The 12877-nt window shown below is 51.6% G+C and carries 10 protein-coding genes; 8 read left to right on the top strand and 2 right to left on the bottom strand.

Annotation, left to right across the window (positions count from 1 at the left end; genetic code table 11):
* Window positions 1-94 precede the first annotated feature (94 nt).
* Window positions 95-1072, top strand: a complete 978-nt coding sequence (locus tag H575_RS05685) for a DUF1616 domain-containing protein (protein ID WP_042699272.1) — start codon at window positions 95-97, stop codon at window positions 1070-1072.
* A gap of 100 nt (window positions 1073-1172) precedes the next feature.
* Here H575_RS05685 and H575_RS05680 read toward each other — a convergent pair whose 3' ends face one another.
* Together H575_RS05680 and larB are read right to left on the bottom strand one after the other, a co-directional pair.
* Window positions 1173-1679 (bottom strand): nicotinamide-nucleotide adenylyltransferase, encoded by a 507-nt coding sequence (locus H575_RS05680; protein ID WP_042699269.1) that lies wholly within the window; start codon window positions 1677-1679, stop codon window positions 1173-1175.
* Window positions 1676-2452 (bottom strand): nickel pincer cofactor biosynthesis protein LarB, encoded by a 777-nt coding sequence (gene larB, locus H575_RS05675; RefSeq protein ID WP_042699267.1) that lies wholly within the window; start codon window positions 2450-2452, stop codon window positions 1676-1678. Before larB ends, H575_RS05680 begins: the two co-directional genes overlap by 4 nt.
* A 152-nt stretch (window positions 2453-2604) precedes the next feature.
* On the opposite strand from larB, the gene H575_RS05670 reads away from it, so the two are divergent.
* The 7 genes from H575_RS05670 to H575_RS05640 all read left to right on the top strand — a co-directional run bounded on the left by H575_RS05670 (window position 2605) and on the right by H575_RS05640 (window position 12335).
* Window positions 2605-3888 (top strand): ATP-binding protein, encoded by a 1284-nt coding sequence (locus tag H575_RS05670; protein WP_042699263.1) that lies wholly within the window; start codon window positions 2605-2607, stop codon window positions 3886-3888.
* On the top strand, window positions 3818-4609 hold the full coding sequence (locus H575_RS05665; RefSeq protein WP_342664213.1) for an MBL fold metallo-hydrolase: 792 nt from the start codon (window positions 3818-3820) through the stop codon (window positions 4607-4609). Before H575_RS05670 ends, H575_RS05665 begins: the two co-directional genes overlap by 71 nt.
* Window positions 4610-4733: 124 nt before the next feature.
* Window positions 4734-5372, top strand: coding sequence for an archaeal proteasome endopeptidase complex subunit beta (psmB, locus tag H575_RS05660; protein WP_042699259.1), 639 nt, complete (start codon window positions 4734-4736; stop codon window positions 5370-5372).
* Window positions 5373-5397: 25 nt separating this feature from the next.
* The gene (locus H575_RS05655; protein ID WP_042699257.1) at window positions 5398-7308 is read left to right on the top strand and encodes a beta-CASP ribonuclease aCPSF1; all 1911 of its coding nucleotides are present in this window, start codon (window positions 5398-5400) and stop codon (window positions 7306-7308) included.
* A 154-nt stretch (window positions 7309-7462) separates the two neighbouring features.
* Window positions 7463-8119 carry a DUF7518 family protein gene (locus H575_RS08960; protein WP_155897857.1) on the top strand — a complete coding sequence of 219 codons (657 nt, stop codon included), beginning with the start codon at window positions 7463-7465 and terminating at the stop codon, window positions 8117-8119.
* A gap of 12 nt (window positions 8120-8131) precedes the next feature.
* Window positions 8132-11581 (top strand): chromosome segregation protein SMC, encoded by a 3450-nt coding sequence (smc, locus tag H575_RS05645; RefSeq protein WP_042699254.1) that lies wholly within the window; start codon window positions 8132-8134, stop codon window positions 11579-11581.
* Complete coding sequence (locus H575_RS05640) at window positions 11574-12335, top strand: segregation/condensation protein A (protein WP_042699251.1); 762 nt, start codon at window positions 11574-11576, stop codon at window positions 12333-12335. Before smc ends, H575_RS05640 begins: the two co-directional genes overlap by 8 nt.
* Window positions 12336-12877 lie beyond the last annotated feature (542 nt).

Genomic DNA, 12877 nt, shown 5'->3' with positions numbered 1-12877 from the left:
GACGACCAGATAAGACGTGCGTCTGCTTGGGATCTCGCCCTTTGAGGCGTCCCGCAAGCCTCATAATACTCTACCACGAATAATACATCCAGATATGCCGGAAAAAGATCTAGCTGCGACACTTGCCAGTATGGCAGACCCGAAGAACTTCCCCAAGGATCTGGCGGTGATTCTGGTTTGGCTCGTGCTTACTGTGGCTATGATCTATGTTCCAGTCCTCAACGAAACATTTCTCCGCGTAATATTTTCTGTGCCGGTGATCCTGTTCATCCCGGGCTATGTTCTGATCGCTGCATTGTTTCCTGAGAAAAAGTCGATTGACGGTATCGAACGGTTTGCTCTCTCGGTCGGTCTTTCGATTGCAGTAGTCCCGCTGATTGGTCTTGTGTTAAATTATACTCCCTTTGGGATCCGGCTCGATCCGATCGTTACCTCCCTGGTGATCTTCATTCTCGTTATGATGATCATCACCATATACCGGCGCGCCGCGGTTCCTGAAGAGGAGCGGTTTGCTGTGCCTTTTGAGCAGGTAAAACCTGCTCTTAAATCCGAGTTTTTCCCAAAGGAAAGTTCAAAGCTGGATAAGGCGCTCTCCTGGATCCTGATCGCGGCAATTGTTGTGGCGGCAGTGACAACTGTCTATGTGATCGCATTTCCAAAGGATGGTGAGAAGTTTACTGAGTTCTATATCCTGGGAGCGGATAAAATGGCTGACGACTATCCTGAGAAGTTTTTTGCCGGCTCAGAACAGTTTGTCTGGGTCGGTATCGGAAATCATGAGTATCGGGATGTGACCTATACGGTTGAAACCCTGCTTTTGAATGCTGAGTGGGACTCGGCAACGAACTCATCGGTCATTCATTCGTCGAAGGTCCTTGATCGCTTTTCGGTAGATGTCGCCGATAACTCGACGTATCTGGAGATGTATAATTTTACGATCTACGATCCCGGGTACAACCGTCTGGAGTTCCTTTTGTATAATGAGACGGTACCTGATATTGGAGCGTCGGCAGAGGCTAAAATGGCGGCTGCTTACCGTGATCTCCATCTATGGATAAAAGTGACTGAATAAAACGCATCTTTTATGAGGGCTTTGCGGGGTGACAACCACTCTAATACCGCTCTCATTCGTATTACTCTTCGAACCGCACGATACTCTTGTAAAAAATTATTCAATCACTTTTTGTAATCTGCTGCATCCGTTCTATTCCATGAATCTCTTTGATCACCGAGACAACTTCCGCGGGCAGGTATTCTTCCCAGGCTTCACCCTGATACATTTTATTTCTGACCGCTGTTCCAGATAAACTTTCACGAAGGTACATCGGCGGGGACAACACCGGGATACCGGCTTCTTTGAAAAGTTGGATCACCAGCGGATTGGATGTGTACACCGTATCAAACGGCGGGACCATCGACTTGACATGAGCTACCCAGAGAGCATTTCTCTTCACATCCTCAAGAGGGATAACATACACAGGGATTTCAAGACCGTTCAGGGCACGGGTGATCATCAGCACCCGTTCTCCTGCAGTAAACGGATGGCGAATATCGTGACTGATATCTGCACTGCCGATACCGATGATCAGCTCATCCACTTCCTGCGCGAGGCCGTCGATCACTGCTTTGTGACCGTTATGGAACGGCTGAAATCGTCCGACATACAATCCTCTCTTCATTTCTTTTCACCGATTAGTGCCGCGATCCTGGCTGCGAATGCCCCTGCAGTGAATCCTGCATCGATATTTACCACGGTGATTACTGCACAGGACTGAAGCATGCTGGCGAGAGCGGCCGCCCCTTGTCCCATATACCCGTATCCGGTACTTACCGGAACGCCGATCACCGGTTTGTCTACCAGTCCGGCAACCACTGAAGGCAGTGTTCCTTCCCGTCCTGCACAGACCACATACACATCGGCCTCCCGAAGTTTTTCCAGAGCCGGGATCAGCCGGTGGATCCCCGCGACACCTACATCGAACGAGGTGATGACCCGTGCACCCATCTCCTCCGCGATCGACCGTGCTTCTTCAGCGACCCGGATATCGGATGTTCCGGCGGTCATGATGCCGACGGTCCCACCGGAGGGGATGGGTTTGGTACCATCCGACAGTATCAGGATACCCCCCGGTTCCCTGATTTCTGCGGTGATGCCGTCAGGGAGTTTTTGACACACTGCTTTCACCTGGTCTGACGTTATGCGTGAAGCTACACACCGCCCTGAAGCCAGTACATAACTATGCATGATCTTAACGAGCGAGTCGGTATCCTTTCCTTCTGCCAGAACAACTTCCGGCATCCCGCACCTGCTGCATCGTTCCATATCCAGATTTGCCACATCGCCGACCCTGGTCACTGCCATGGCGGTGAGCCTGCTTTCTGCAGTTTGAGGATCAAGTATTCCATCCCTTACCTGATTGAGGATATCAGAAACACGCGGATGCTCATTCATTATTCTATGAGTTTGGTTGCCTGAGGTGAAATAGTATGCCCTCATCCTGAATACATACCGTTTATTCTGAATCCGGTGTATGGGTTTTCTTTTCAGATGTGTCCATCACACGAAGGCTTATACTTTTTTCACACGCATATATATGGAATATCATGGATCCAATATCAATAGACCCCGGACTTTTGCAGTTGACCGAGATCGTTCTTACCGCAGAAGTGGTGAACACCAATCCTGCCTTAGAAGTCAATGATCTCCCCGTATCGATCCGGCAGATGTTCTGCACCGAATCTCCGGGAGTCATCGCCCGCCCGGTTGTAATAAAAGAAGGCGTGTTAAAATCCTATCTCCCGACCCTTGCTGCCCGCCGTATTATTCAGGATGAGAAAAACTCCTATCTCTTATGCAATGACCTCGGGCAGTTTTCGGTCACTGCCTTTACGCCGGCACTGAAATGGTACTACCGGCATGTTGGTCCGGCAAAACTTATGCAGAATCCGGCGCTTACCCTTGCTCTGGAGACGGCAGGCGAACAGGATGTCAATTATAAAAAAGCCCGTGCCAATATCCCGCTCTTTGAAGATACAGCTGCCTACCTCACCGGAAAACTTGCCGCGATCACCGAAAAGTCCGAGTCGTTCAAGGAGGCCGCAGATCTTGTGGTCCCGTATGCCCCGGAAGAGATCGAGTTCTCCCTTTCTGATCTGGTCTGCACCCCTGATCAGCTCGGCATCGTGAGAAAAGTTCAGATATCTCTTGAAAATCAGGATTTTCTCAGAAGCCACCGCATCTATGAACTTGGCCGGATCCTTCTGGTCGGTCCGCCGGGAACCGGAAAAACCTCATTTGCCCTCGCGTTATCGCGGTCGGTCCACATGCCGGTCCTTGAAGTCCGTCTTTCGATGATCACCTCCCAGTATCTTGGTGAGACCTCGAAGAACATTGACCGGATCTTCGATCTCGCAAAGAAGATTGCCCCGTGCATTCTTTTCATCGATGAGTTCGACTACATCGCAAAGACCCGTATCTCAGATGACAACGGCACGATGAAACGCGGGGTCAACACCCTTCTCAAATGTATCGACCACATAAATCTGATCAAAGATCAGGTACTGCTGATCGGCGCAACGAATCACGCAGGCATGCTCGACGAGGCCGCCTGGCGCCGGTTCGATGAGGTCGTCACCTTCACCCTGCCCGATGCAGGCATGAGGGAAGCGATCCTTAATCATGTGGCATCAGATATTCCCTGCACGATCGACTTTACGACGCTTGCGGCACGGACCGAGGGCTTTTCGGGTGCAGATCTTAGGATGATGCTCACCGAAGCGATCGTTTCAGCCCTTCTGGCAGGAAGAAAGGAGATCAATGAGGCCGACGTCAATGCGGGAATGGAACTGGTCAACCGCAGAAATCTGGTCCGCAGCGGGTGTGCCTGAGATGAAGATCACGGCGCTTGGAACCGGGGATGTTGTGGGCACGCCAAAGATCGGTTGCGATTGCCCGATATGCTGCGAGGCAAAGGCAGCCGGAAAACAGCGGCTTCGGACCTCGCTCCTCATCGAGCATAAGGGTTTTCATCTCCTGATCGACACAGGCCCGGATATGCGTGCCCAACTGCTGGCAGCCGGCTCTCCGCGGATCGATGCCGTCATCTGGACCCATGGTCATTACGATCACTTCATGGGATTCGGTGATTTTTACCGGGTCCAGCGGGAGCCGATCTCGGTGTATGGTGCGCCCGAGGTTCTGGCGTACTGCGGGGGTATCTTCTCCTTCATTCCTCATGAAGAACACCCGGTCACCCCGTTTGAGCCGACAGAGATCTGCGGTATGGAAGTTACGCTCTTTCCGGTCGTTCACGACACGCCGACATACGGACTTAGGATCACTGCAGACGGCAAAACATTTGTCTACTCCTGTGACACCCGTGCCGAACTCTCCGAAGCATCGCTTGAACAAATGAAAGGCGCCGATCTTTTACTGCTTGACGGGATTTTCCCGCCGGGAGTGAACATCACCAAACATATGAACATCGAAGATGCCGAAAGACTTGCCGGTGATCTGGCGCCAAAAGAGTTCTGGTGCGTCCATATGAGTCATAAGATCCCCTGGGACTATGAACATGCCGCCCGCGACATGCAGACCTGGGCTCTGTAATTTTTTTTGTTCCCAGTCGGCAAGTTTATCATAGTTTGCGTACATTTAAGTATTAGCGCTTTTAGCTGTTTCAATGTAAACAGCGTTTTATGAATTTGCAGCGTACCTTAATTTGAGGTTTCTCATGTCACAAGAACACCAGGACGTTAAAACGGGAACCACCACAGTGGGTATTGTATTTGATGGCGGCGTCATCCTTGCTACCGAAAGGCGGGCAACGATGGGTAATCTGATCGCCAGCAAGAAAGCAAAGAAAGTACATGCCATCACTGATAAGATCGGTATGACAATCGCCGGTGGGGTTGGGGATGCCCAGCAGCTTGTCAGAATCATCAACGTTGAATGCAACCTCTATGAGATCCGCAGAGGTCAGGAGATCAGTGTCGGAGCAGCAGCCACGATCCTCTCCAATTATCTGAATCAGAACCGCTTTTCACCATACTATGTTCAACTCCTTGTCGGCGGCGTCGATACCGGCGGACCCTCGGTCTACTCCGTCGATGCTGCCGGTGGGGCAACGCTTGAGGAGCACTTTGTCTCTACCGGCTCGGGATCTCTGACTGCGTATGGTGTATTAGAAGATCGGTTCAAACCCGGTATGACCGAAAATGAAGCTATTGAACTCGCTGTCCGCGCTCTGCGTGCGGCAATGCTTCGTGACTCGGCCTCCGGAGAGGGATACAATGTGGTGATAATAACCCCGGAGAAGTTCGAGTATCTTCCGGAGGATAAAATAGCCGGGTATCTGCCCCCGGCAAAATAATCTTACTTTTTTGGAAACGAATTTTATGCAGGTTGAAGACAGACTCAAAGAACTCAAAGTAACTATTAATAAAAAAGTTCCACGCGGAGTTACAGTAACGGATGTTGAATTTGAAGGTCCGGAGATGGTCATCTATACTGATGACCCGAAACGGTTTGCTGAGGATCATGATCTCATAAAAACGCTTGCCCGCGATTTACGCAAACGTATCGTTGTCCGCCCCAATATCCTGGGAGATACGGAAGAAGCATATGACATGATCAAGGCCGTTGTGCCGGAGACCGCAGGGATCACGGATATCTTTTTTGATACCGATACCGGCGAGGTCCTGATCGAGGCCGAAAAGCCCGGTGTCGTCATCGGCAAAAACGGTTCAACCCTTCGCGACATTACGATGAAAACAGGATGGACGCCGAAGGCTGCCCGGACCCCGCCGATCCCTTCCGTGACCATCAAACAGGTTCGTCAGTATCTCAGGGAATCGCGTGATGAAAGAAAGGAGTTCCTTCGTCGCTGCGGAAAACGGATCCATCGCGATTCAATTTATACCGGCAGAGACCACGACCAGTGGCTCCGCATGACAACACTCGGCTGCTGCCGTCAGGTCGGTCGTGCGGCATTCCTGCTGAGCACACCGGAAAGCAAAGTCCTGATCGACTGCGGGGAATCTCCCGGCGCAACCGGCGCCGCCTCGTCTCCGTATCTCAATGTTCCGGAGATCTATCCGTTCAATAATCTGGATGCCGTTGTTTTGACCCACGCCCATCTCGATCACTCGGCATTTATCCCGCTCCTCTTTAGATACGGATATGACGGCCCGGTCTACACAACGCCCGCCACCCGTGATCTTGCGACGATGCTTCAGCTGGATTATCTGGATGTGAACAACAAAGAGGATCGTGCTCCTCCCTACTCATCGAACGAGATCCGTGAATTTGTGAAACATACCATTGCCTTAGGCTATGGGGATGTCACCGATATCGCCCCTGACATGAAACTGACTCTGCACAATGCCGGGCATATCTTAGGCTCGGCGATCGCTCACTTCAATGTCGGCAACGGCGTGTACAATGTTGCTTTCACCGGCGATCTGTTCTATGGAAAAAGCAGGCTGTTCAATCCTGCCGTGTCCCAGTTCCCGCGTCTGGAATCACTTATCATCGAAAGTACCTACGGAGGTTCGGACGACTTCTCCCCGTCAAGGGTCGAGGCGGAAGAGCGTCTGTATGAGGTCATCAACGAGACGCTCGGCCGCGGCGGGAAAGTTCTGATCCCGGCGTTCGCCGTCGGACGGTCCCAGGAACTTATGCTCGCCATCGAAGAAGGTATGAGAAACAACCGCATCCCGAAGTGCAAAGTGTATCTCGACGGTATGATCAAGGAAGCAACCGCTATGCACACGGCATATCCCGAGTACCTTAATACCGATCTTCGCAACCTTATCTTCCGGGACAATTATAATCCGTTCCTCGCGGAATGTTTCGAGCAGGTGGACTCCTATGATAAACGTCAGCAGGTCATCTTCTCGGAAGATCCTTGTGTGATCATTTCCACGAGCGGTATGATGAACGGCGGTCCGGTCATCGAGTATCTGAGCAACCTGGCTGAGTCGCCGAAGAATATGATCATCTTTGTCGGCTATCAGGCGGAAGGAACCTACGGCCGCCGTATCCAGAAAGGCTGGCGTGAAGTGCCGATCGGCAAACGCGGCACGATCGTTATCAATATGGAGATCCAGACGGTGGAGGGTTTTTCCGGTCACGCTGACCGCAAGCAGCTGATGAACTATGTTCAGTACGTTCAGCCGAAACCCGAGCGTGTGTTTACGATCCATGGCGAAGAGTCCAAGACGATCGACTTCGCGAGTTCCATCTATAAAAAATTCCATATCCAGACCGTGTCTCCACAGAACCTTGAGACATACCGGCTGGTCTGATGCGTCTCCCGGATCACTCCTATTTTTCGGCTATCTTCTGATTCTGTTCTTCATCTGTGTTTTTTTGCCCGGTCGATACACAAGTGTATTATACAATGGGCACTGAAAAACCTATTAATTATTTTACAGGATAGATGTAGTCATGGATACCAGAATGAAATTCTTAGAGCATGAACTTGCCGAGCAGGAACGCGGGCTCGCCGGCAAACAGGAGTCTGCCCAGGTCATGGTGGAAAAATCGGAAAATATCGAGGGACTTGAACGAAAGATCCGTGAACTTGAGATCATGGTCAAAGGACTTACCGAAGAGCTGCTGGATCTGAAGTCAGTTACACGCAAACTTGGCGCCCAGGTGGAAAAACTCGGCGGAACTCCCGTAAAAAGTCATCCCGAAAGTTCCCGATTTGGTGTGAAAAGGGGTGAGGTCGTCGCCGAACCGATGGCAGACCCTGCTCCGGTCCGTGCGGCGGAACCTTCCTCCCGGATCACATCCCCGGTCAGACGAACGGTCGCGGATGCTCCAGCTCCGCGCATGAGCCGCCCGACCCCTTCTCCCGCTCCCGAGCCGACACGGGCGGCCGCTCCTTCTGCTCCTGAAGTCCCGGTAGAAAATCTGAAACCCGGTGAGTTTGAGTATGTCATGCAGCAGGACGGCACCATCCAGAAAAGGAAGAAAACGGCTGATCACAGTGTTATCATCGCAGGTACCGGATACAATCCGTCCCGTTCTTCCCACTCATTATCGATTCGTGCCGACTCGTCAGCAGTAATAGAAGCCGATGATGATGATACTGTGGAAATCAAACGTTAACGGAGTTCATTCGTGCATATCGTCCAGGTTGAGATCGACAACTTCAAGTCTTTTTCCAGAAAGACCAAAATCCCTTTTTATGAAGGATTTACTGTAATCTCCGGGCCGAACGGTTCGGGAAAAAGCAATATCATCGACTCTATCCTCTTTGTTTTGTCGTTATCCACTTCACGAAATCTTCGTGCGGAAAAGCTTACTGATTTTATCAATACGATGTCCGGCAAAAACACCGCTGAGGTCACCCTCACCTTTTCGGATGATACAAGGATCCGCCGGCGGATCAAAAGGACGGCAAACGGCTATTACAGTTATTACTATCTCAATGAAAAAACCTGTTCTCAGACGGAGATCCTTGAGTATCTTTCGAAACGCGGCATAAAACCCCATGGATACAATGTCGTGATGCAGGGGGATATCTCCCGGATTATGGACATGAGCGATCTGGAACGCAGAAAGATCATCGATGAGATCGCCGGCGTTGCTGAGTTTGATGATAAAAAGGAACAGGCCCTCGTAGAGCTTGAACAGGTTCGCGCGAGTATCGACCGCGAAGAGATCCTTCTTGCCTCCTATGCCAAACAGTTGGAGGAGCTTGCCGATGCCCGTGAAGATGCGGTCAAATATCAGAAACTTCAGGCGGAACTTGAGTATTTCAGGGCTGCAAAGCAGATCGTCCGCCTCCGTGATCTCGAACGTGAACTTGGGCTCATCGCCCATTCACGGGCCGAGCAGGAGGAAAAACGTGCGGGTATCCGCAATGACATCTCCCTGCAGGAAAACGAGAAAAATGCACGTCTCGAAGATGTTCACGAGATCGATAAGGAGATCAGTCATAAACAGGGGCCTGCCTATATGCGGATCATCGGCGGGATCGAGGCAGAGAAAGGCAATATCCGCGTTGCTGAAGAGACGATCCTCCGCAGAAAAAAGGAAAAAGAGAGCAATCTTGCCGAGATGAACCGTCTCTATCTCGAACTTCAGAAGAACCAGAACACTCTCAATGACAAGATCCGCGAGTCCCAGACGCTCCAGATCGACAAAGCAAATCTGGCGATGGAGCTTGAGGCACAGAAAAAGACGCTTGAAAAAGCCCACGAGCTCGTCAGTAAATGCAGCCGCGACTCAAAAGGTGCCCAGGCCGAACTGGTCGATCTTATGCGGCAGGTCGAGGGGAAGAAAGAGGAGCGCGGTTCGATCGTCATTCAAAGGGACGGCATAATCGAACGCAGCCGGGTCCGTGCGCAGGAACTGGAAAAGCTGCAGAGGGAGCAGGGTTCTCTGGCAGAAGAACGTTCCGAGAAACAGGCCGAGATCGCAGCTCTTGAACGCGATCTTTTGGAAGCCGGAAAAAATAAAGGGCTCCTTGACAAACAGATCGGTGAAACAGAGCGGGCGATGCTTGGCGCACGCAAGGCTCTCGAACCTCTTAGGGAAGAGATCGCCAGACTCACGAAAAAACAGATGCAGATCGAGGCTCATCAGCAGGTTTCCGGTGCTACGGACCGGACCATCTCAGCGGTTCTTGGTATGGACGGTGTGTTTGGCACCGTTTCCAGCCTTGGAAAAGTCATCGACTCTGCATACACACTGGCGCTGAACATCGCCGCTGGCGGCCGTCTGAATAATGTGGTTGTCGACTCGGATCAGACAGCGGCCGATGTAATCAGATATCTCAAGGATGAACGGCTTGGCCGTCTGACTCTTCTTCCTCTCAATAAGATGAAGCCTCAGCCCCCTCTCTCTCCGCTCGCCGGTAACGGGGTCGTGGATTATGCGATCAATCTGATCGATTTCGATCCGGCATATCGTGATGCGTTCAATCTGGTTTTTGGCCAGACTGTCGTTGTTGAGACGTTGGACGCAGGACGCCGGCTGATGGGCAGGTACCGGATGGTTACTCTGGAAGGCGAACTGCTCGAGAGGGGCGGGGCCATGACGGGCGGCTCGATCCGTAAGGATCTTCGCGGGTTTGGCGTCGCCGTCGATCGTGAGTCTGCTGATATCTCTGCCAAACTTGCCGATCTGCGCAATGATGAAGCCGATCTTGCCGCCGCGGAGTCGCGTCACCGGTCGGTTGCCGAAGGGCTCCGTGCCGAAAGAAACGAGTGTGATGCAGCGATCGTTAAGCTCGAACTTAAAATTAGTGATTGCAACCGGATCCTTGACAAGATCGCTGATGATGAGCTCCGCGCCTCCCGTCTTTTGGAGGAGACGGAGCGTGATAAGAAGGAAACGGCGCATCAGGTAGCAGAACTGGAGACCCGCGTCGATGCTCTTTCTGATGAGCTTGAGGTGCTGAATCGGAGGGTGGGTGAACTGCGCTCGGTTCTGAATGAGGATGAGTTCAATCTTCTTACTGATAAACTGCAGAAGGCGCAGTCGAGTTACAATGATACGTCCCGCCGGTATGAGAACAAGCTGAACGATCTTGCCGGCCTGAATCTTGAGCGTCAGCATTTCAAACAGAATGTGGAGCAGCTTACGCGAGAACGGTCCGCTCTCGAGTCCAAGAATGCGGCGATCGATACGGAGGTCGCGGGGTGTTATGCCGCGGCCGATGCTGCCAAATCTGTGATCGCGGCGTTCGAGGCCGAGATGAAGGCTTTCACCGGTGAGATCGAGCAGCTTACCGAAGAGCGGAACCGAGTTCAGCGTGCAGCGGATGAAGCACAGATGAGGATCGTGACCCTGCAGGGTAATGAGGAGAGATGCAATGTGCAGATAACTGCGTTCGATGAGAAATCCGCCTCTCTGGCACTGGAAATGTCTGAAATCAAGGGCTCGATCAAGGAGGAGATCGTCTGCGATCTTTCTATGGAGGAGATCCTCGACAGGGTCGCGACGACGGAACGTGCGGTAAGAAAGCTTGGAAATGTGAATATGCGCGCGATCGAGCAGTATGATGAGGTCCAGAAGCGTTTTACCGAGCGGACCGATAAGAAGGAAACCCTTTCACGCGAACGTCAGGCGCTTCTTGACAAGATCGACAGTTTCCGGCAGATGAAGTTCGATGCGTTCATGCAGGCTTACACCGGGATAAATCTGCATTTTCAGGACATCTATTCCCGGCTGAATGATGGTGCGGGTCATCTGGTTCTGGATGATCATGAAGATCCGTTTCAGGGAGGCATGACCTTTGAGGTTTCGCCGCGGGGTAAAGAGGTGACCCGGCTGAATCTTATGTCTGGGGGCGAGAAGTCGCTGACGACCCTTTCGTTTATTTTTGCGATCCAGCAGTTTATGCCGGCTCCGTTCTATGCGCTGGATGAGGTGGATTCCAATCTGGATGGGGTGAATGTGGAGCGTTTGTCCCAGATGGTCCGTGATATCTGTACGAAAAGTCAGTTTGTGATAGTTTCTCATAGAAAACCGATGATCGAGGCGGCTGACCGGATGGTGGGCGTGACTCTGCGTATGAGTGATAAGAGTACGCTTGTAACTGGTGTGAAGGTGAATGGCTGAAGAAATTTCTGCAGGGAAGCTTGAAGAGCCAGTGGAGATTTTGTATCAGCTGGCGAAGCGGGGGGAGATCGATCCATGGAATATTGATATTGTTGAGGTTACGGAAAGATTTTTGAGCGAGCTCGAACACCGGCGGGAGCTTGATCTGATGATCTCCGGCCGGACGATTTTTTACGCCTCCGTTCTGCTTCGGATGAAGTCCGAGCTGCTCGATGGGCAGGAGGATGAAGCGGCGTTTGAAGATGTGTGTGCTGATGACGGGTCAGATCCGTTTTCGGAGGGCGATGTCGTTTTGGAGCGGGCGCTTGGTCCGATCGAGCTTCTCGAGCGTGAGATCGACCGCAGGCTTAAGCGCAAGGATGCGCGCAAGCGTCCGGTTACGCTGTATGAGCTGATCAAACAGCTGAAACTTGCAGAAAAGGCGGAGCGCCGGCGTTTGAGGCGGCGGCGGTATATCGATTCCGAGGATGAGTTGTTTGAGGAGCCGAATGCCGAAGAGGTTGTGGGTATCGCGCATGATGAGGATTATGAGCATATGGCGGAGCGGATATACGAGGTCGTCAGGTCGCATCCTGATGCGCGCGATCCAGGGGTTTCGTTGTTTGAACTTACCGGGGTCCTTCACTGGCCGTTGTATTTTGTATATCTTCCCTGCCTTTTTCTCGTTCAGAGCGGACGGGTCGATCTGGAGCAGGATGAATTTTTTGGCGATTTGTGGGTGGTGATTTCAGATGGTTTTGCAGAGAAGAGTTAAAAAAGAGCGTAATTTTTGGATCATAGTTCTGGATGTTCTGCTGATTTTGTGTCTTATCGGGTTTGTTCTGATGCTCGGTTCGATCGTGCTTTCAGCACTGGGTTTTTGGGTGTGATTTCGGTGTGTTTATATGTATGTTTGCCTAACATTATTACCTCACAAGACGCACGATCCAAGCCTTGTCCTGCCGGTTTCTTCCGGCGGGGCATGCCTGCTTTGATTCGGTGGGTTTATAAGTGATTGGAGGTAACTATGTTACCTCGCAAGGCTCTCGAACTGCCTTTTGGGTTCTCCGGCTTCTGATGCCTGAGTTTTCCGGAATGCGGTTCGAAGACTATATAAGCATTCGATGCTGATATAGTAGAGCTGTTTAAGTGGAGGACAAAACGCGAATCATCCGGGTTTCCCGGAGTGATTGTTGGTCCTGACGTTGGTATTGTGGCGATGCGGACATTCATTGAAATGACCGCTGATTCCTTTCATACGGTTGTGTTTTTGTGATTATGTCGTAGAAAAACAACTGTGTGCCTATAAGAAAGAAA

The organism is Methanocorpusculum bavaricum DSM 4179, from assembly GCF_000430905.1.
Taxonomy (GTDB): Archaea; Halobacteriota; Methanomicrobia; order Methanomicrobiales; family Methanocorpusculaceae; genus Methanocorpusculum; species Methanocorpusculum parvum.
Note: the sequence above shows the minus strand (reverse complement) of the source record. Positions and strands in the feature narration are given on the sequence as shown.

Coding starts and splice junctions, on each gene's coding strand:
- H575_RS05670 (WP_042699263.1), top strand. CDS start 2,605: ATGGATCCAATATCAATAGACCCCGGACTTTTGCAGTTGACCGAGATC.
- H575_RS08960 (WP_155897857.1), top strand. CDS start 7,463: ATGAAATTCTTAGAGCATGAACTTGCCGAGCAGGAACGCGGGCTCGCC.
- H575_RS05685 (WP_042699272.1), top strand. CDS start 95: ATGCCGGAAAAAGATCTAGCTGCGACACTTGCCAGTATGGCAGACCCG.
- psmB (WP_042699259.1), top strand. CDS start 4,734: ATGTCACAAGAACACCAGGACGTTAAAACGGGAACCACCACAGTGGGT.
- H575_RS05680 (WP_042699269.1), bottom strand. CDS start 1,679: ATGAAGAGAGGATTGTATGTCGGACGATTTCAGCCGTTCCATAACGGT.
- H575_RS05655 (WP_042699257.1), top strand. CDS start 5,398: ATGCAGGTTGAAGACAGACTCAAAGAACTCAAAGTAACTATTAATAAA.
- larB (WP_042699267.1), bottom strand. CDS start 2,452: ATGAATGAGCATCCGCGTGTTTCTGATATCCTCAATCAGGTAAGGGAT.
- H575_RS05640 (WP_042699251.1), top strand. CDS start 11,574: ATGGCTGAAGAAATTTCTGCAGGGAAGCTTGAAGAGCCAGTGGAGATT.
- H575_RS05665 (WP_342664213.1), top strand. CDS start 3,818: ATGAGGCCGACGTCAATGCGGGAATGGAACTGGTCAACCGCAGAAATC.